General features: G+C 67.1%; 16 protein-coding genes and 1 tRNA gene. 9 read left to right on the forward strand and 8 right to left on the reverse strand.

Going from position 1 to position 19,480, the window contains the following annotated elements; all coding sequences use genetic code 11:
• Positions 1 to 16 precede the first annotated feature (16 nt).
• A complete protein-coding gene (gene fes, locus ACFWZ2_RS15845; RefSeq protein ID WP_384545881.1) occupies positions 17 to 1,252 on the reverse strand; it encodes an enterochelin esterase in 1,236 nt (411 codons plus the stop codon).
• A complete protein-coding gene (fhuB, locus tag ACFWZ2_RS15850) occupies positions 1,249 to 3,492 on the reverse strand; it encodes a Fe(3+)-hydroxamate ABC transporter permease FhuB (RefSeq protein WP_384545883.1) in 2,244 nt (747 codons plus the stop codon). Before fhuB ends, fes begins: the two co-directional genes overlap by 4 nt.
• A 103-nt stretch (positions 3,493 to 3,595) precedes the next feature.
• On the opposite strand from fhuB, the gene ACFWZ2_RS15855 reads away from it, so the two are divergent.
• From ACFWZ2_RS15855 to ACFWZ2_RS15890, 8 genes are all read left to right on the forward strand, one after another.
• Positions 3,596 to 4,402: a 2,3-dihydro-2,3-dihydroxybenzoate dehydrogenase gene (locus ACFWZ2_RS15855; RefSeq protein ID WP_384545885.1), complete on the forward strand. Its 807-nt coding sequence runs from the start codon at positions 3,596 to 3,598 to the stop codon at positions 4,400 to 4,402.
• A gap of 97 nt (positions 4,403 to 4,499) precedes the next feature.
• The gene (dhbC, locus tag ACFWZ2_RS15860) at positions 4,500 to 5,714 is read left to right on the forward strand and encodes an isochorismate synthase DhbC (protein WP_384545887.1); all 1,215 of its coding nucleotides are present in this window, start codon (positions 4,500 to 4,502) and stop codon (positions 5,712 to 5,714) included.
• An 8-nt stretch (positions 5,715 to 5,722) separates the two neighbouring features.
• Entirely contained in the window at positions 5,723 to 7,375 is a 1,653-nt protein-coding gene (locus ACFWZ2_RS15865) for a (2,3-dihydroxybenzoyl)adenylate synthase (RefSeq protein WP_384545985.1), read from the forward strand.
• 17 nt (positions 7,376 to 7,392) lie between these two features.
• Complete coding sequence (locus ACFWZ2_RS15870; protein WP_384545889.1) at positions 7,393 to 8,061, forward strand: isochorismatase family protein; 669 nt, start codon at positions 7,393 to 7,395, stop codon at positions 8,059 to 8,061.
• 7 nt (positions 8,062 to 8,068) lie between these two features.
• A complete protein-coding gene (locus ACFWZ2_RS15875; RefSeq protein ID WP_384545891.1) occupies positions 8,069 to 8,299 on the forward strand; it encodes a phosphopantetheine-binding protein in 231 nt (76 codons plus the stop codon).
• 140 nt (positions 8,300 to 8,439) lie between these two features.
• A tRNA-Arg gene (locus ACFWZ2_RS15880) sits at positions 8,440 to 8,515 on the forward strand.
• Between the two features lie 282 nt (positions 8,516 to 8,797).
• Complete coding sequence (locus ACFWZ2_RS15885) at positions 8,798 to 9,028, forward strand: antitoxin (RefSeq protein WP_384545893.1); 231 nt, start codon at positions 8,798 to 8,800, stop codon at positions 9,026 to 9,028.
• Positions 9,025 to 9,423: a type II toxin-antitoxin system VapC family toxin gene (locus tag ACFWZ2_RS15890; RefSeq protein WP_384545895.1), complete on the forward strand. Its 399-nt coding sequence runs from the start codon at positions 9,025 to 9,027 to the stop codon at positions 9,421 to 9,423. Before ACFWZ2_RS15885 ends, ACFWZ2_RS15890 begins: the two co-directional genes overlap by 4 nt.
• A gap of 272 nt (positions 9,424 to 9,695) precedes the next feature.
• Here ACFWZ2_RS15890 and ACFWZ2_RS15895 read toward each other — a convergent pair whose 3' ends face one another.
• The 5 genes from ACFWZ2_RS15895 to ACFWZ2_RS15915 form a co-directional block, all read right to left on the reverse strand.
• Entirely contained in the window at positions 9,696 to 10,346 is a 651-nt protein-coding gene (locus tag ACFWZ2_RS15895) for a hypothetical protein (RefSeq protein WP_384545897.1), read from the reverse strand.
• Positions 10,324 to 10,779, reverse strand: coding sequence for a hypothetical protein (locus tag ACFWZ2_RS15900; protein WP_384545899.1), 456 nt, complete (start codon positions 10,777 to 10,779; stop codon positions 10,324 to 10,326). Before ACFWZ2_RS15900 ends, ACFWZ2_RS15895 begins: the two co-directional genes overlap by 23 nt.
• An 11-nt stretch (positions 10,780 to 10,790) precedes the next feature.
• Positions 10,791 to 13,196 (reverse strand): glycoside hydrolase domain-containing protein, encoded by a 2,406-nt coding sequence (locus ACFWZ2_RS15905; RefSeq protein ID WP_384545901.1) that lies wholly within the window; start codon positions 13,194 to 13,196, stop codon positions 10,791 to 10,793.
• Positions 13,197 to 13,557: 361 nt separating this feature from the next.
• Entirely contained in the window at positions 13,558 to 14,265 is a 708-nt protein-coding gene (locus tag ACFWZ2_RS15910; protein WP_384545902.1) for a hypothetical protein, read from the reverse strand.
• Between the two features lie 291 nt (positions 14,266 to 14,556).
• The gene (locus ACFWZ2_RS15915; RefSeq protein WP_384545905.1) at positions 14,557 to 14,991 is read right to left on the reverse strand and encodes a hypothetical protein; all 435 of its coding nucleotides are present in this window, start codon (positions 14,989 to 14,991) and stop codon (positions 14,557 to 14,559) included.
• A 920-nt stretch (positions 14,992 to 15,911) separates the two neighbouring features.
• Between ACFWZ2_RS15915 and ACFWZ2_RS15920 the strand changes: the two genes are divergently transcribed.
• On the forward strand, positions 15,912 to 16,178 hold the full coding sequence (locus ACFWZ2_RS15920; protein ID WP_384545907.1) for a transposase: 267 nt from the start codon (positions 15,912 to 15,914) through the stop codon (positions 16,176 to 16,178).
• 1,054 nt (positions 16,179 to 17,232) lie between these two features.
• On the opposite strand, the gene ACFWZ2_RS15925 is transcribed toward ACFWZ2_RS15920, so the two are convergent.
• Entirely contained in the window at positions 17,233 to 19,452 is a 2,220-nt protein-coding gene (locus ACFWZ2_RS15925) for a recombinase family protein (RefSeq protein ID WP_384545909.1), read from the reverse strand.
• Positions 19,453 to 19,480: the final 28 nt, after the last annotated feature.

Raw genomic sequence — 19,480 nt, forward strand, 5'->3', positions numbered from 1 at the left:
ACGACAACGGCCGCCCCTACGAACCCAACAGCCCCACAAGCCCCTCCACCAGCCCCCCACGCCAACACGCGTAATCGTGCCCCCCGTTGAATTCCGCGTAGGTCACCTCATAGCCCCGCGTCCGCAGGACATCCCGCAGGCGACGGTTCTCAGCGAGGAGCATCCACTCCTGGGCCCCCACCTCCAGGTGGAGCCGGACGGCCCGGCGCGGAGCCGTGGCGTACTGGCGGGTGAGCCATTCCGGGCCCGCGCCGTCGGGCGCGTTCTCGTCGGGCCACCAGAAGGAGCCGGACTGGGAGAGGGCGCGGCCGAACCGGTCGGGGCGGCGGTGGGCGGCGTACGCGGCGGTCAGGCCGCCCGCGCTCTGGCCCGCGATGACCGTTCGCTCCGGGGGCGCGGTGACGTCGTACGTGTCAGCCGCCCACGGAAGCAGCACATCGGCGAGCCAGTCGACGAACTCCCCGCTGCAGCTGAGGTCTTCCATGCGGCGCCCCATCGTGTCGACGAGGAGCAGCGCGGTGGGCGGCAGCGAGCCGGTGGCGTGCAGCCGGTCGAGCATGCGGGGGGCGTCGAGCACGGGCCCCCACATCTCGCCGTCCAGGAGGACGGCCACGGCGAGCGGCGTGACCGGGTCGGGCGGCAGGTGCAGGGTGACGCGCCTGCCGTCGACCTCGGCGGACAGGGTCTTCCCCGTGGTGGCCGCGTCCCCTTGGACGTACGGCTGTGGGGGCGCGTCCGGGAGTTCCATCACGGAGGCGGGGTTGCGGCCGTCGCGGGACGGGAGTCCGGGGGCGGCCGCGTACGGGTCGGGCACGGCCTCGTCGAGGACCTTCAGCCAGGCGGCGCGGTCGGTGCGCAGCGTCTCCTCGCGGGGGCCGTGGGCGACGTGGAACTGGTAGGAGGCGCGGTGGTCGGCGCGCAGCCGGTGGCTGAGCGCCCAGACGCCGGTGCCCGGCACCCGCTCCATGAGGTGCGGGGTGAGGTCGCCCGCGTGCCGGTCCTTGTCGGTGACGGTGTGCAGCAGCGCGAGGACGTCGGTGGCGGGGTGCCCCGGGTCGTCCCGCCACAGGAAGGTGACGAGGCGGTGGGCGGGGTCGCCGTCCGGGTCGGCCTCGACCAGCGGGGTGCCCTGCGCCTCCACCCGGTTCCAGAAGTCGCGTTCGGCCGCGGGCACTTGGGCGCGGACGGCCTGACGGAGCGTACGGAGAAGGGGACTGCGCACGGCGGGGACCTTTCTGGAGTCGGCACTCATACGCGGGTGGCCGCCGACCTGCCGAGCAGCACCCACAGCAGGAAGGGGCCGCCGAGGACCGTCGTGACGACGCCCACCGGCAGCTCCGATCCGTCGAAGGCGATCCGGCCGAGGGTGTCGGCGACGACGACGAGGGTCGCGCCGGTCAGCATCGAGCCGACCAGCGGCACCCGCAGCGGCCCGGCGAGGCGCGACGCGATGACGGGCGAGGCGAGGGCGACGAAGCCGACGGGCCCGGCGATGCCGACGGCGAGCCCGGCGAGGGCGACGGCGAGGAGCAGGCAGATCAGGCGGGTACGCCCGGCGTTGGAGCCGAGCGAGGCCGCGGTGGCGTCGTCGAAGCGGAGGACGCCGAGGTGGCGGGCGACGGCGAGGGCGAGCGGGACGAGGACGGCGAGCCCGATGAGGACGGGCACGGCCACGGAGTATCCGCGCCCGTTGAGGCTTCCCGATGTCCACACGTACAGCGAGCTCGCGGAGTTGAGGGAGCGGCGCGAGAGGACGACCTGGGTGACGGCGGAGGCGAGCGCGGACATGGCGAGGCCGACGACGAGGACGCGGTAGCCGCGCTGGCCGAGCCCGCCGGAGACGACGGTCACCACGACGACCGCGACGAGCGCGCCGATCGGCCCGGCCCACCAGGCGCCGAAGGACCCGGAGGCGCTGAAGGTGACGGAGACCAGGACGGCGGCGGTGGCGCCGTCGTTGACGCCGAGCAGTTCGGGGGTGGCGAGGCGGTTGCGGGCGAGGGTCTGGGTGAGGCATCCGGCGAGCCCGAGGGCCGCGCCCGCGGTGAGTCCGGCGACGATGCGCCCGAGCCGGAACTTCTGCACGAGCAGGACGTCGAAGTGGTCGCCGTACCCGAAGACGGCCCGGAAGGTCCGGGTGACGCTCATGTCGCTCTGCCCCGCGTACGCGGAGAACACGACGGCGACCACGAGCAGCGCGGCGAGCAGCAGCGCCGCGAACGTGGCACGCCGCGCGACGAGGAACGACAGGGGCCCGCGCCGCAGTACGAACGTGTCGGCGGGCCGCACCCGGGGCGTGCGCGCCGCACGCCGGGGCAGCCGGAGCGTGCGGCGCCGCTTCTTCTCGGCACCGCGTTCCTCGGCCGCGGGGTCCGTCATGCCCATCGTCGCGAGCTGCTTGGAGCGGACGATGAGGATGAGGACCGGGGCGCCGATCAGGGCCACGATGACGGAGACGGGGGCCTCGTAGGGCCGGGAGACCACGCGGGCGGCGACATCCGAGGCGGTCAGCACACAGGCCCCGATGAGCCCGGCGAGCAGCAGCCGCGCGGGCAGCCGGGTGCCCGCGATGGCGCGGGCGAGGAAGCCCGCGAGCAGCCCGAGGAAGGAGATGGGCCCGGCGAGCGCGACGGCGGCCGCGGTGAGCAGCGTCACGCCCACGGCGACGACGGTACGGATCACGGGCGGCCGGTGCCCGAGACTGCGCGCCAGGTCGTCGCCGAGCGCGAGGGCGGACAGCGGCCTTGCGACGAGGACGGCGACCAGGAAGCCCGCGACGAGCACGGGCGCGAGCCGCCCCAGCTCCCCGTACCCCTCGACCCCGGCGAGCGAGCCGAGCACCCAGAAGCGGAACTTGTCGTACGTCTCCGCGGAGTTGACGACGATGACGCTGGTGAGTCCGCCGAAGGTGGCGCCGAGCGCGGATCCGGCGAGCACGAGCCGCATGGGCGAGCCGCCGCCCTTGCGCCCGGCGATCAGCAGGACGAGCCCGCTCGCGACCACGGCGCCCACGAACGCGCACACCAGATAGGCGTATCCGGAATCGAGCCCGAGCAGCGCGATGCCCGCGACGACACCCAGCGAGGCACCGGCGTTGACGCCGAGCAGCCCGGTCTCGGCGAGCGGGTTGCGGGTGACGGCCTGCAGCAGGCATCCGGCGACGCCGAGCGCGCCGCCGACGAGCAGTGCGGTGAGCGTACGGGGGATGCGCAGATCGCCGACGACGAGGTCGAGCCGCGAGTCACCGCGCGCACCACCGCGGTTGAACAGATAGTCGAGGACGCCGCCGGGCCCGACCTCGCCCGCGCCGACGCTCAGCGAAAGGGCGGCGAGGAGGAGAACGGCGCACGTGAATCCCGCCACTGCCCAGGCGACGGTGCGCCGCGGCGCCCGCGCGGGAGCCGCCCCAGGACCGCTTTTCTCGACCAACTCACCCTGGTCGTCGGGGTGTTGGGGGCCGGAGGCTTTGACCCCCGCACTCGGCATGCGCATAAGGTGAGGCTAGCCTAACTGTTTGAATGGGGTAGCGACCTCTGGGCAGTAGTTATACGTTAGGTTAGGCTTACCTAAAAAGTTGGGGGAGGTCGCTCACACCATGCCAGAGCACATACCGCAGGAGCCGGGCGAGTTCGCCGGACGCACCGCGCTGGTCACCGGCGCGGGCCAGGGCATCGGCGCCGCGGTCGCCACCGCACTCGCCGCGCGCGGCGCCCACGTCGTCGCCACCGACCGCGACGCACACGGCATCGACGAACTGGCCGCGGCCGCAAGGGACACGTCCCACCGCATCACCCCCCGCGTGATGGACGTGACGGACCCCACCGCCGTCACCACCGTCATCGCCGACATCGTCCGCGACCACGGCGCCCTCGACCTCCTCGTCAACGTCGCCGGAATCCTGCGCACCGCCCCCGTCGCCGAACTGACCGACGCCGACTGGGCCGACACCTTCGCCGTGAACACCACCGGCGTCTTCCACACCTCCCGCGCCGCGGCCGCCCACATGACCGCGCGCGGCTCCGGCTGCATCGTCACCGTCGCCTCCAACGCCGCCGGCATCCCCCGCACCGGCATGGCCGCGTACGCCGCGTCCAAGGCGGCGGCCACGATGTTCACCAAGTGCCTCGGCCTGGAGATCGCCCGCAGCGGCGTCCGCTGCAACGTGGTGGCCCCCGGCTCCACGGACACGGCGATGCAACGGGCTTTGTGGCCCGAAGGCCAGTCGGAGGCCCCCGCCGCCGTCATCGCGGGCGACCCCGAGACGTACCGCACAGGCATCCCCCTGGGCCGTATCGCGGACCCCCAGGACATAGCCGAGGCAGTCGTCTTCCTCGCCTCCGACAGGGCCCGCCACATCACCCTCCAGGAGCTGTACGTGGACGGCGGAGCAACTCTGCGCTGAGCCGCAGCCGCAAGACGGCCCGAGGGGCCGCACAACGGGGTGGACCCAAGCCACAAGAGCACCCCGCACCCACCCGAGCCCAAGAATTGGAGCCCCCGTGTCGACGGCACCCGAGGTCGCCACACACGTCACGAAGACGACGGCCGCCGAACAGGCGCACCCCGCCGTAGGCGCGGCCACGTCCCTCCTGGACGCCTACACCCCAGGCGCCCGGTTCCTCGCGACACCGACCCGCACCCTGCTCGCCGAGGGCGTCCACGCGGAAGTCCCGCACGACGAGAGACCCTTGCCGCACCGCATGGCGGCCACCCTCGCCGACGCCCGCCGCACGGGCGTGACCAAGCCGTACGTCGTGGGCGCGATCCCCTTCGACCACACGGCCCCCGCGGCCCTCGCCGTCCCCGCCGCCCTGCGCACGGCACCCCCGCTCACCGCGGACCCGCTCATCGCGCTCCCCGCGGAGACCCCGGACGCCACCGACTGGCAGATCCGCCCCGTCCCCTCCCCCGAGGCATACGGCGCGGGCGTCGCATCGGCCGTGGACCGCATGTGGCGCGGCGACTTCAGCAAGGTCGTCCTGGCCCGCACCCTCGAACTCACCGCGCCCGCCCCCCTGGACCTCCCCGTGATGCTCCAGCGCCTGGCCCGCCGCGACCCCTCCGGCTACACCTTCGCGCTGCCCACGGCCCCCGGCCGCACCCTCATCGGCGCCAGCCCCGAACTGCTCGTCTCGCGCCGCGGCCACCAGGTCGTCGCCAACCCCCTCGCGGGCTCCACACCCCGCAGCGACGACCTCGCCGAGGACGTGCGCCGCGCCGCCGCGCTCCTGGAGTCCGCCAAGGACCTGCACGAGCACGCGGTCGTGGTGGACGCCGTGCACCAGGCGCTCGCCGCCTCCTGCACGGACCTGACGGTCCCGCCCCGCCCCACCCTCATCCGCACGGCGACCATGTGGCACCTGTCCACGACGATCACCGGCACGGTCGCATCCCCCGAGACCTCCGCACTCGAACTGGCCTGCGCGCTGCACCCCACCCCCGCGGTGTGCGGCACCCCGACGGCGACCGCGCGGGACGTGATCCGCGAGACGGAGCCGTTCGACCGCGGCTTCTTCACCGGCATGGTCGGCTGGGGCGACGCGAACGGCGACGGCGAGTGGGTCGTGACGATCCGCTGCGCCGAGGCCGAGGAGCGCAGCCTCCGTCTGTACGCGGGCGCGGGCGTGGTCGCCGCGTCGGACCCGGCGGCGGAGACGGCCGAGACGGGCGCGAAGTTCCGTACGTTCCTGAACGCGGTAGGAGCGGAACTGTGAGCATTCCTATGGGCACTCCCGCGGGCACCCCCGAAGCCCCCACCTGGCCCGAGGAGTTCGCGGCCCGCTACCGCGCCGCGGGCTGGTGGCGCGGCGAGACGTTCGGCCGGCTGCTGCGCGACCGGGCGGCCGAACACCCCGACCGGATCGCGATCGTCGACCCGGCGTCGGACCGCCGCTGGACGTACGGCGAACTGGACCTGCGCGCCGACCGGCTCGCCGCGGGCCTGCTGGCCCGGGGCATCGCCAAGGGCGACAAGGTCGTCGTCCAGCTCCCGAACATCGCCGAGTTCTTCGAGACGATCTTCGCCCTGTTCCGCATCGGCGCGCTGCCGGTCTTCGCGCTGCCCGCGCACCGCGAGACGGAGATCCGCTACTTCTGCGAGTTCACCGGGGCCGCGGCCTACGTCATCCCCGCCGAGCACGGCGGCTTCGACTACCGCGACCTGGCGGCGAAGGTCCTGGCCGAAGTCCCGTCCCTGCGGCATGTGTTCGTGGCGGACGGCGACCCGGGCGCGTTCGAGGCGCTGTCCGACGTACCCGCGGAACCGGTCGAGATCCCCGACCCGCCCACCCCGTCGGACCTGGCGTTCCTCCAGCTCTCCGGCGGCTCGACGGGCGTACCGAAACTGATCCCGCGCACCCACGACGACTACATCTACTCGCTGTGGGGCTCCAACGAGCTGTGCGCGGTCGACGAGTCGTCCGTCTACCTGGTCGCCCTGCCCGCGGCCCACAACTTCCCGCTCTCCTCGCCCGGTTCGCTGGGCGCGCTGTACGCGGGCGCCCGCGTGGTCCTGTGCCCGCAGCCGAGCCCCGACGTCGCCTTCCCGCTCATCGAGTCCGAGGGCGTCACCATCACGGGCCTCGTGCCCCCGCTCGCCCTCGTCTGGACGGAGGCCGCGCCCGCCACGGCGTACGACCTGAGCAGCCTGGACGTACTCCTCGTCGGCGGCGCCAAGTTCAGCGAGGAGGCGGCCCGCCGGGTCAAGCCCGCCCTGGACTGCACGCTCCAGCAGGTCTTCGGGATGGCGGAGGGCCTGGTCAACTACACACGCCTGGACGACGACACGGAGACGATCGTCACGACCCAGGGCCGCCCGATCTCGCCCGACGACGAGATCCGCGTCGTCGACGACGAGGACAACGACCTGCCCGTCGGCGAGACGGGCCACCTCCTGACCCGCGGCCCCTACACGATCCGCGGCTACTGGAACGCGCCCGAGCACAACGCCCGCTCCTTCACCCCCGACGGCTTCTACCGCACCGGCGACGTCGTCCGCCTCACCGGGACCGGCCACATCGTCGTCGAGGGCCGCGCCAAGGACCAGATCAACCGCGGCGGCGAGAAGATCGCGGCGGAGGAGGTCGAGAACCACATCCTCGCCCACCCCGCCGTGCACGACGCCAACGTCGTCGCCGAGCCCGACCCCTACCTGGGCGAGCGGACCTGCGCGTACGTCATCCTGCGCGCCGGAGCCGACCCGGTGAAGCCGATCGCGATCAAGAAGTTCGTACGGGAAAGGGGCCTGGCCGCGTACAAGGTGCCGGACCGCGTCGAGTTCGTGACGGCATTCCCGCAGACGGGCGTAGGCAAGATCTCCAAGAAGGACCTCCGCGCCGCGGCGACCCCCTCCGCTCCCTCCACCCAGCAGACCTGAACGGAAACACCCTCCCCATGGCCCTCCCCGCCATCACCCCCTACCCGATGCCGTCGGCCGACGAGCTGCCCGCGAACCGCGTCGACTGGACGGTCGACCCGTCCCGCGCGGTCCTCCTCGTCCACGACCTGCAGAACTACTTCCTGTCGGCGTACGACCGCGAGGCCTCCCCGGTCCCCGAACTCCTCTCCGCCGTCCGGGAGTTGAAGGAACAGGCCACCCTCCTCGGCATCCCCGTCGTCCACACGGCCCAGCCCGGCGGCCAGACCCCCGCCGAACGCGGCCTCCAGCAGGACTTCTGGGGCCCCGGCCTGCCCGACGACGCCCAGGCCGCAGCGATCGCCCCCGAGATCGGCCCCGCCCCCGCCGACACCGTCCTCACCAAGTGGAAGTACAGCGGCTTCGTCCGCACCGACCTCCTGGAACGACTGCGCGAACAGGGCCGCGACCAGCTGGTCATCACCGGCATCTACGCCCACATCGGCGTCCTCATGACGGCCTGCGACGCCTGGATGCAGGACATCCAGGCCTTCGTGGTCGCCGACGCCGTAGCCGACTTCTCCGCGGACGACCACGCGATGGCACTGCACTGGGCGGCAGGCAAGTGCGCGGTGGTCACCACAACGGAATCCGTCTTCCCTTCCCCTTCCCCCTCCCCTTCCTCTTCCCCTTCTCCGGAAAGCTGAGCGCCCCATGCCCCTGACCCTCGACCAACTCCGGGCCGACGTCGCCGACGTCCTCGGCGAGGACCCGTCCGACATCCCCGCCGACGAAAACCTCGTCGACTACGGCCTCGACTCCGTACGCCTCATGACCCTCCTCGGCCGCTGGCGCCGCGACCACGGCGTCACAGCAACCTTCGCGGACCTGGCGGAGCAGCCGGCACTGGAGAAGTGGGTACCGCTGCTCACGACCGACCGGTAACACACAGCCTCGAGTCCACCACCCTGCGCAACCCCTCAACCACCCCACCCACCCCCACCACCAACACGGCCCCACCCCACCGAGGCCATCCGCTACCCTGTCAGTGGTCATGCCGGAACCCCACCGGCCATGCCAGCCCCGCCTTCGTAGCTCAGGGGATAGAGCACCGCTCTCCTAAAGCGGGTGTCGCAGGTTCGAATCCTGCCGGGGGCACCATGCCTGACCAGGCAAGACAGGGTAAGAAAGCTCCCTCGGAGATCACACCGAGGGGGCTTTTTGTCCTGTTTGGGGCGCGGCGGGGGACAAGCGGGGGACGAAACGAGCGTTCCCAGTGGCGCCGAAGTGAAAAGCGGGCATCACCGCTTCGATCCCTACGCGGAGCAGGTAAGGGGGAGCGTGTAGACCGGGGGCGAAGGGGGTTACAACAGGCGGCCGCGGGGTCGGCGAGCGCGACAGGGTGGTGCTGCATTTTGCATGCACCGACGCTAATGTGAATGCATGACGGTTTTGACGATCCGGGACATGCCCGATGACCAGATGCAGACCCTCAAGGTCCGAGCCGCCCAGGCCGGGCAGAGTCTGCAGGCTTACGTGAAAGACGTCCTGGCGCGCGAGACGGCCAAACCGACCCTGGGCGAGATGATGCAGCGCCTGGACCGTGAAGCGACCGCCGACGTCAGCACCCGCGACGTACTCGAGGCCATTGACGAGATGAGGGCCGGGCGTTGATCGTCCTCGACTGCTCGGCCCTGGTACCCACCCTGACTTCCCGGGCCACCGACGCCCACCTTCTGCGTGCGCGTATCGCCGAGGCAACCACCGTCTTCGCCCCCACTTTGCTGGACTACGAGATCCAGTCCGCGCTCCTTGGCATGGAACGCGGCGGGAAACTGACCGAGCACCAAGTCGCCAAGGCCATCGGCGACTACCGGCAATTGCCCTTGACCCGGCACGACACTCTGCCGTTCTTCGACCGCGTCCGCACCCTGCGCCAGAACCTGTCCGTCTACGACGCCCAGTACGTCGCCCTCGCTGAAGTCCTCGGCACCCCGCTGGTCACCTGCGACGCACGCATCGCCCGCAGCGGCGCAGCCAAGTGCCCTGTCGAAGTCTTCGCTGCCTGACCCTCGATGCGGCCTCCAGAGGAGATCACTGGTCACGGGCCGAAAGAGCCTCGAATCCCGATCACGGATTACGGATCACCTGAGCAAGCGGCATCGGCCTCGCGCGCCAGGCCCACTCTGTAGCCTGAACTTGACTGCATAGTTCGCAGATGCCCACATCACGGGGAAACTTCAGAAACGTCACCACGCACACCCGTGATGAACTGAGTGAGCAAGAGGCCATGGAACCTCTCCCCGCCTACAGCTACCTCGCCCGACTGCTCGACACGGATCTACCTGGATCGAGCTGACCGGCGACGGCTCGCCGGCGCGAAGGCGTCGATCGTTCCCGCACCCCTACCCGGTGTGTTGTTCCATCCCTGGATGCGGTCGGCGAGATTCTTAAGACGAGAATCTCCAGGTTCGACGGCGATTTGGAAGTGGGACTGCTTCACTGGCTGCAGCTGCCCGCCCCACACAATGATGCCTTCGCAGTCTGCAAGTATGTCTGTGACGACGATCTGCTCGGCTTTGCTCATGCCGGTGTTCTTGACGTCAGCTCCCAGCGGGTAGTGCATGGGTCGGATCGCGATGGCCGTGCCCGACAGGTGGTTCGACTCGAATGCCGAGTCGAACTTACGATCCGTCGTGTGCCCCTGGAGGTCACCGGGCATGAGCATGTCGACTTCGTAGGCGAACCGGCGAGCGACGTAGAGCAGAACTGTTGCGACGTCCCCCTCCCGCAAGGAAACGTCGACGTTAGTGCCTTCGACCCGGAACTCCCTGGCCTGGTCGAGGGTGGGCCAGCCGTTTTCAGATTCGCTCTTGGTCCAGGCGCGCTCGTTGGCGGTAGGAGCGGCCTGTGCTGGGCCGGCGGCCGCGACGGCTATTGCTGCTCCAGCCCCGAGGCTGAGAACCCGTCTACGCGTCAAGCTCGTTGTCATGGGGGGCCCTTCTGCGCTTAGAGCGGTTGATGAGTAACAGGGTGAAGCAGACGGTGGCGCAGGCCAGCCCCATGTAAAGCAGAGGCGTGGTCCAGAACGACACATTGTTGGTGCTATGTCCGCTGCTCCAATGGCAGGTAACGGATGGGGGGAAGTGGTGGATGGTCGCTGACGTCAGGCTGTATTCCGCCGCGAAGTCCACGTAGTCGCCACTGGCGGTCTTCGTTGCGCAGAGGTCGAGTGGGTGCGTGTAGGCGAGACCATAGAAGGTGCCAGCACCGTAAGCGGCGAGGGCCACGGCACTTCCGACCGCGGCCAGGCGGGCCGTCCGTGTGGGCTTCTTCCTGGTCACCCACAGTCCGTAGGGGAACACTGCGATGACGAAGAGTAAGAGTGTGATCGCGGGCGGGCCGAAGAGTGCGAAGAGCTCCATGCGTCCTGACGCTACTTCGATCCAAGGAGCCGCTGCTGGTTGGCCTGGTACTGAGCTCGCCGGAGCGTTTCCGTGTTGGCGTGCTGCATGAGGTTGTTGCCGAATGCGTTGCACCACGCGTCGAGCTGGTCGGCAGGGAGGGCGTGCGGCATCAGGGTGGGGAAGCCGCCGAACTGCTGGATCAGGCTTATGCGGCCGCCCACCAGGATTGCCCCGTCCGCGCTGGCGGGCTCGTCCGTGAGCATCTTCTTCGCCTGAGCGGCTGCTTCGCTCTTGGTGCCACCGAACCGCTGGTGCACGTAGTCCCTGAACCGGGTGAGACCGCCGCTTCCTTGGTAGTGATCGCGGACCGCCTCGACGATGCTCTTACCGCCACGCACGGCTTGGGCGATGAGGTATCCGTCGGCGTCTTCGACGAGGTCGGTGAATCCGAAGCTGGAGAAGACGCCGATCTTGCCCATCTTCTCGTTGACGTAGGTAGCGCCAGAGGCGTAGGAGTCATGGTCCCGCCGCCATTCGCCGTACAAAGTCATCAGGTCGCCGCCCCAGCCGGCGACGTCACCAAGACTGATGTTTCCCGACGGGTTGGGCTTGACGAACTGGCCGTTCGCCGTGGCCATCAAGTGCTCGATTCCAAGGTGCTGGCCGGTGAACGGATCCTTAAACTCTGGCCAGATACTCAAATTACGGTCGTTCACATATGAGACGAAGCCGCCGTCCACTTTCCCGATCAACGCTCGCCACGGATTGCCGTTGTACGATTCGCTGCGGAGGTATTCCATGACGAGCTGGTTCGGGTTGCCCTTTCCGTACGCCTTGGCCAAGTCATAGAGGGACTTGATGTAGTTAATGAATTCATCTGCGGGTGAGGACGGTCTGTTGACGCTGCTCTGGCCCGGGTCGCTACCGACTCGGTGAGCGTCTCGGTCCAGCCAGAAGGTGTCTGTTCCGCTGGTGACCTTGTATTCTTTGATTTGATTGAAGGACCAGTTCGCTGGGAGGGAATAGCCAAGGTTGCCTGAGAAGCCCCAGGACATGCCGGACACGAACGAGTAGCGGGCGTAGGTCTCCTTCGTGACCTCGGCACACACGTGCCGAGATCCGTATACCCCGTGCACGTACCGCTTTCCCTTGCTCCCGAGCCCGGACGCGACACCTCGGAAGTAATTTAGGATAAGCGGCATATCGCCATCGGTGGCGTCGTAGTCGACGGCGAAGTAGATGATAGTTCCTCGGTTGAAACCGAAGTGCACGGCTTGGTTGTGGGCCTTCTGCGCGTGGGCATACCCGTTCCCGTAGTAGTACTCGGACAGGGACCTACCGTTGTCCTGAAAGATCGGAAAGACCCGAAGTCCGCCATCGAAGATGGTGGCGAGCTCACCTTCTTCGAGCATCTTCGATCCGCCGCCGCCTGACGCCTCGTTTAGGTATCTGCCGACATATCTGTAGCCGTCACTGTACATTTTCTTGGCGCGTGACGCCGTGATTGTGTAGGCGGTATCGGAAGCGGTGACCGGGCGGTCCGGGTCCCCCATCGATACGAGGAGTTGAGCCCATGTCGCATAGTTGCCACGGCCGTCGGCGGATATCTCAGAGAACCGCTGGAAGGTGGTGACGAAGGTTGCCAGATTGCTGTCGAATTTAGTCTTGAACACCGTATTCGTCTCGACGGTATCTCCGCTTGAGTTTACAGTGACGATCGGCTGGTTGAAGACACACGCGGCGGAGAACAGCTGGACGTAGATCCCAGACGAGCCTTCCGAGACGACGGCCTTGGATTTCAGGCCGTCTTGCGTTCCTGCCCCAAAGTTACCGGTGGCGTCTGCTTCGGCGATGCCAATTTCCAGCTGGATGGCCTTCATCAGGTTCTGCTGGACACTGCGGGAGTAGTGTCCGTCGGCCGGTCCAATGTCGACCGTCTTCTTTGTCCAGTAGCGCCCGTTCAGCCACTGCTGGATGGAGCGCACCTCCTCCGACCCACCGGCGGTGAGTACGTAGGCATCCATATTGAGCAGCGCCTTGAACACCTTCGCATGGAGGGTGCCGCTCTGCGAGAGGCCCATATTGCTCTGCATCTTCTTGACGGCAAGCGCGATATCCGGGTCGTAGTAGCCAGTGTCGGAGTATCCACCGGTGTACCCTTTACAGAATAATCCGTATCGGATGATTTTCACGATGTTTTTGTTCTTTGCCCAGCCGCTTTCGAGCTCGCCGAGCGCCGCGAGTTTGGAAAGGGTTCCATCGCCGAAGTTCGCCGCTACGGGGCTGATGCCTAGTTCCTTCTGCAGCCCCATGATGAGGGCATACATCGTGGACCAGCCGATCTTGCCGTCTTCTGGGCACTTCTTGTAGCCATCGATGCTCTTGTAGGTCGAGTTGACCCACTTCTGCGCTTCGAGGACTTTCTCGTCGGCCATGCCGGATCTCCTGAAATTCTTGACAGATTAGGGAACAGAGGCAGGCGACGCCCGCTATTAGAATGAGACGTCCTGCCTGTCGAGCAGTCGCACGCTGCGGGGTGCGACTGCCGTGATGTACTCAGGTGCCGAACCAGGCGTGGTCGACATGCGTGGTTCTAATGAATCGCTGACGTGTCGTGCCGAGAAGCCGGTCGTGTGGCGTCCGGGGCTGTCGTTGTCATCGTCGGAGGACATCGACGGGTGCGATGCGGGCGCTCGCCAGCCGGCCATCAAGCAGGATCGTGACCGTTGGTGTCTACGACACTTTTGGCCGGCGCGGCCGCGGAGCCGATGGAGTGCGGACCGCGCCTGAGACGTCCTACAGATTCTGCTTACTATTGCGGACAGTGGCGAGTTTCATTTCCCGCACCGGGTCCAATTTGCTGGAGTGCGCAGCGATCAGACTCTTCTGAATGTCGACCTCGACGCTATGCCACACCGTGAGGACCTTGGCCTCTTCCTTGCATTGGGCGTCAGCAGTCGCGGTCTTGATCTCGGCGTCCGACGGTTCACCTTCCGACCACTTGGGGTCATTGTTCGCATCTATAGGTGATGCGTATGAATATCCCTTTCCCTTCATGCAGGTCGCCCACGAAGAGAAAGCTTTCTCTACTTTCGGGTCGGTGAGAGATTTCTCGTACGACTGGCCGTCGAGATCCTCGATGGTGGTGTCGTTGAGATAGGTGCTAGACCGGCCTTCGGTGACCTTGCTAAGAGCCTGCCCATAGCAGCCATCCTTGGGTATGGCTTCCCCTTTCGCTGTCTTCTTTACGGCCTTCGGTGCACCATCGGTACGCTCGGGGGATACGCCGTCGAGTGCGGCTTCCTCTTCGGCAGTAAATTCCGGCTCCTGTCCTCCGACGGTGCCACTGCGGGAGGCGGAAGCAGCCGTGTAGGCGGGTCGATAGCCGTACTTGCCGGCTTCTGCCACGCTGTAGGTGCCGTAGCGGAGATCTTCGTGGCCTTCGAGGTCACCAGCGACGGGCACGGGCTTGAAGTCGAAGTCCTTAAACCCGAGGTCGACCATGCAGGATCCTGTTAGGGACCACGTTGCCTGCTGACTCAGCTCATACTCAGCCGGTGAGAGCTGATAGGAATCCAACGGCAGAGCCATCGCTGCAACTTCCCGGATGGGTGAGCCTTGGACCTTCTTCGACCCGCCCCCCTTGTGACCGTCCGCCTTGGGTGCCTCGTGGCTGTTGCGGGTGTCAGTTCCCTCGGAACTGGACGTGCAACTGGAGAGAACCAAAGCGCCAAAAGCAGCGACTAACGCTACCGAGGTATGTCTCGTACGCATCGATGGAGTTCCTTTCCCTGGTCAGTGACCGGAGCCGTCACCGTGGCGGGGGTACCAATTCGTGGACGAATTCTTGTTCTTCACTGCCGAGCTCAGGTTCTTGCGCCCCTGTGGCTTGAGCGAGTTGTAGGGGCCCTTCCACCAACGGTCGCGGTGCACGCAGAAGGACGTGTTGCGGGTGCGACTGTCCCACGATGCGGCATGGTTCTCGACAGGCCGCCCCGCTCCGGTTCCAGTGCCGGGTTTGAAGACCTGGCCGTCGAGGTTAGCGGCACCGTTGACAATCGGCCCGACAGCGCCAGCTTGATTTGAGTTGAAATAGAAGCAGGCCTGGTAGTTGTTGCAACGGCGAGTGGGGCCTTGTGGGGTGACATCGGCGAATGCCGACGGCGCAGTAACTGGAACGGCTATCGCTGCCGCGGTCGCTAACGTCACGAACAGGCTGGACTTTCTCACAGGTTCTCTCTCGTCACTAAGGAAGGGGGATCGAATGGGCGGCCTCTGAGGATCGCGTGAAAAGAATCCAGCTGGAGAGGCTTCACGATGCGGACCAACATGGTCAGAGTGTGCCGAAGTCGCTGATGGCGCCCTGCCATCAGCGCAGATAGGCGGCAAATGCTGTGCCTGCCGCGAAGGCTAGCCGGTCAGACTGACACCATGACCCAACTCCAGCGCGACGGCAGAGCCATTCAAGCTTGCATTCAGACGGGCCAGAATCTTCCTGCCCATAGAGTCGGCCCCCAGCATCGTACGCACCAGCTCCACCCCCCAGTGGCTATTGCGCGACTGTCGCCCGTAACCATAGGCAGTCAGGGCGCGCCCCAGCGGTCACGAGACTTTCACTTAGCACTACAAAATGGTGTAACACGGACGGTGTTATTTGCGTCAAGAAGTCCAGACCAAGGGCTCTCGGTGTGGTGAAACTGAGGACCAGCGCGAGCGGAACTCTACCTCTCACTTGGAACAGAGGGAGCGCGAAATGGCCTCTTGCTGCTTTGTGACCTGCCATAACGCCATAGAGTGCGCAACAAATTGATTAAATCCGTGCGGCTGGCTCATCGAAGGTGCGAACGATCTTCAAGAGGGTAAAGGGGCAGCATCAGGCCACACCCGGGCACCGCCTCCTGCGGTACTCCCGCTCTGAACACGGCCTCGCTGAGACTCTCACGGAACAAGACATCGCAGGCTGGAGGCAAAGCTCAAGTGGCCGATACTCCCCAGGTTCAGATGGGGAGGTCGCACGCCGGGTTCTCGCCGACGAGCGTGACTGAGCCTCTTTTACTGTGCCGCAGGGTTGAATTGGGCTGGCCAGCGGGGGTAGGGCTCCGCTCTCCGCCGCGGCGCCCTGGTGGTTCACCCGAGCGTGACAAGGGCTCATGCGGCGGGGAGCCGACCGCCTGGACCGGCTGATCGGCCACTTCGACCGCGTCGAACTGCACTTCCTGCCCGCGTATTCGCCCGAGCTGAACCCCGACGAGGTGGTCAACGCCGACCTCAAGCGCAGCCTGCCGATGCACAGCCGAGCCCATGAGCAGGCTCAACTCGCGGCGGATACCCACCGGTTCTTCCATCGACGTCAATGCCAACCACACGTCGTCCGTGGCCATTTCGGCGGACCGCACATCCGCTACACCGTCGAATAGAACCCTTTGAGTTTCGGATCAATAGCCGTAGCCCTGTAGTTCGGCGGCACTGGAACCTTGTCCGGGGCGTGCTCGTGATTGCCGGTGTCTTCGTCGCTATCCGCCCTCTTCCCAGCCCTCTTGACATCGTCGTCCCCGTGATCATTGCGGTGGGCCTCGGGAACACCATGGGAGGTAGGAGGCCGCGGGAGTGAACCCGTCTCTCGGCGGAGCACTAGCCCTCGGCCGCACCAGCGCAGCAGAACGTCCGGCTGGACCATGCCCGCCTCCGACCTCATCGGCTGCACCCGCCGTGGTCATCCTCCGTCGCTGTCGGTGTGTCCGCCTGCCCACACTCGGGTGGGCACCGAACGTGGCGGCAGCGAATGGAGGGGCTGTGGTCCACGTCTGGGAAATCTTTCGGGCATCCGCCGCCCAAGGCCGACCCGAATCCCGCCGTTCACCGCAGTCATCCGCGCACGTGAGCCAAATATCGCGACCTATCAGGGACAGAAGAGCTCACCCCGCCATGGCGGAGTAACACCTTGAAGAGAAGCCGGACTCGGTGCGCTCCTAGCGACCCCGTCGGGCTCCGAGTCCGGGGATTCGTCCGAGGCTTCCGTACTGGGGCACGGCCTGGCCTCTGGTGTAGTGCGGGCGCGTGTGGATGGTCGGGCAGTGGGAGGGACGCTAGTCAGACGCGTGAGGCTCCCAGCCGGCCTCACCAGCATTAGCCCAAGGGTCGGGGACCCCGCGGCGGATCAGCGACACCTCACCGACCGATCAGCCCGTGCCCACCGCCCGGCCCGTACGCAGTTGCGTGTCCCCTCGCCACACTCCGCGACATGAGGATAGAACCACTGAAATTGGCGTTAATCAGACGAAGATCAACCCTGAAGATGGCTCAAAATGGGTGTCGAGCTTCGGCGAGGGTGTCGATTCTGGGATGGAATCCGATCACTTCGGCTCAAGCCTCCCCCGTATGGCGACCGCCCGCTCACTCAGACCCTCCCAAGCACCAACTGATCGGCCTCGGGTTGAACGAGGGCGTGAACCCTGAACGGTGGTCACCGAATCAACCCACGGCCACCACCTGCAGCGATCTACACGTCGCTCCCCACACCCAGACGACCACCCGACGGGATGTGACTTCCGGGGGACACACGGGGGACAGAACCCCGAGGATGACCGAGGAGAGATAGGGACAGACAGGGTAAGAGCTCCCGGGCCGACCAAGGCCCCGCCTTCCCCACGAACAGCCGCCTGACCTGCACTTATAGCCTCTGACCTGCGGGAACGGGTACGGTCGTCCGCGGACGACAAGACTGGTTCGGGTCGTGCTCCTAAAGCGGGTGTCGCAGGTTCGAATCCTGCCGGGGGCACGTATTGCATCCGTACGGTCCGTACGGAGTGTGCTTGGGCAAGGGCCCGCGACTTGGGTGGTCGCGGGCCCTTGTGTGTGCCTGGGGCCGGAGCCGGTGATCGCCTCCGCCGCGCGGCTGATCTCCGGTAGCCGGTCGGCAGGCAGCCTGATACTGAGGGTGACGTCGTCGCTGTTCGCGTGCAGGCGGATGGTGAGCTGGGTGATCTCGTAGAGCTGGCGTTGGAGCCGCTCCGGGGCGTGGCAAAGGTTGAGCGCCAGGTACGGGAGAGCGTCCAGGAGGTCGGCCGTCTGCGGAGTCCGGTGGGCTGGATCGGCGGCGTCGGCCACGTCCAGGTCGGTGAGGACGGCGAGAGTGGCCTTCCCCTGAGCCTCCAGCTCGTTGTAGGCGTGCCGGAGTCCCTGGACGAAGGGGTCGTCTGGGGCGCCCTCCTCGTCCTGTACCTGGCGGAGGATGTTCCCCTGACGGCGTTCGACATCGGCGAGGGCCCTCTGATGACGTTCCCGCTCGGCCTGACGTTGCCGCACCGCGCGGCCGTCGGCGTCCCGCAGGTCTGCGGCGAGGAGCCCACGGCGCTGTGGCCCGAAGACACGGTCCGCGAAGAAGCAGCCGATGGAATCGAGAAGGTCAGACTCGTTGATGTAGAGGGTCTTGGGGTGTCCGGCGTAGGTGTCTGGGCGGCCGCGATTGTTCGCCCGAGGCCAGCACGTGTAGTACGTGGTGCGGTGCCGGTGGTTACCGAACATCCGGCGACCACAGGCGCAGTGGATCAGGCCACGCAGGACGTAGGTGCGACGGGCCGCAGGGTGCTTGTTGAGGTCGTTGCCGTCACGGGACCCACGCTTGTCCTGACGGCGTGCAGCCAGCTCGTCGAACATCCACTTGGGGATCAGCGGCTCGTGCACCGGCTCCGGCGACCACACCCACAGCTGAGGACCGTTGACGGCACCACGCCTGGACCGCGTCGCTCGGCGGTTGAAGACCTGATAGCCGGTGTACTTCGGATTGCGGAGCAGATCGCAGACGGTGGACTTGCTCCAGGCCCCGCGCGCCCGTGCGCTGCCACCGGGCGGCGTGGGTGGTGGGTATGCGTCGGGGTCGGCGTTGAGCCGGTCCACGATCGTGGAGTACCCGATGCCTTCGTGATGGCGCCAGAGCGCGATCTGTGTGACCGTCTCCGCCTTCACCCCGTCCGGTTCCAACCGGCTCTTGGTCGCACCTCGCGCGGCCTTGGCCGGGTTGGGGTGACGGTAGGCCTTCGCCTTGTAGCCGTAGGGCGGCTTCCCAATGTTCCAGCCTTCGCGTACGTGAGTGCAGAGCCCGCCCCACGAAGTCTCCAGCGCGTTGAACACCTCGTACTCGGCGACGGATTGATTGATCCGCCGCTGCAAGATCTGCTGAGCACGGCCACCGTCGAGTTTGATCGGCTCGTTCCAGGCGAAGAGCGGCACCCCGGCATGCTCCAACTCCCGCTCCACGGAAAGGTTCTCGTACATGCGCCGGGCGACGCGGGAGGTGCTCTCGCAGATGACGGCATCGAATCGGCGGTCGGGATGGGCGGCCTCGGTCAGCAGATCGACGATCCCACCGTCCCGAGCGATAGGAATCCCGAAGCGTTCGAAGTCCGTGCCCCGACTGCGCTCACTGAGCTCCTTGCGGCCGGACTCGACATCGTAGAAGTGGCAGACGATGGCCCATGCCTCGGGAAGCGTGGACTTGCAGCGGTTCCACTGCCGCAGGAGCGACTGGCGCGGGTCCTGCTGCTCCTCGGTCGAGGTGCGGCCCACCCAGGCCACTCTGACTTCGCCGTGCAGCAGAGCAAGAGGCACGCCGAACGGGGAGACGGCAAGATCCGACAGGGCGGCCGGTACGGAGGGCATGGCGCTGCCGCTGAGATTCTTGGGTGTTGTCATGGGGCCTCCTCATCGGAGGTCGGCCGGG

This window comes from Streptomyces sp. NPDC059002, assembly GCF_042740435.1.
Classification (GTDB): domain Bacteria; phylum Actinomycetota; class Actinomycetes; order Streptomycetales; family Streptomycetaceae; genus Streptomyces.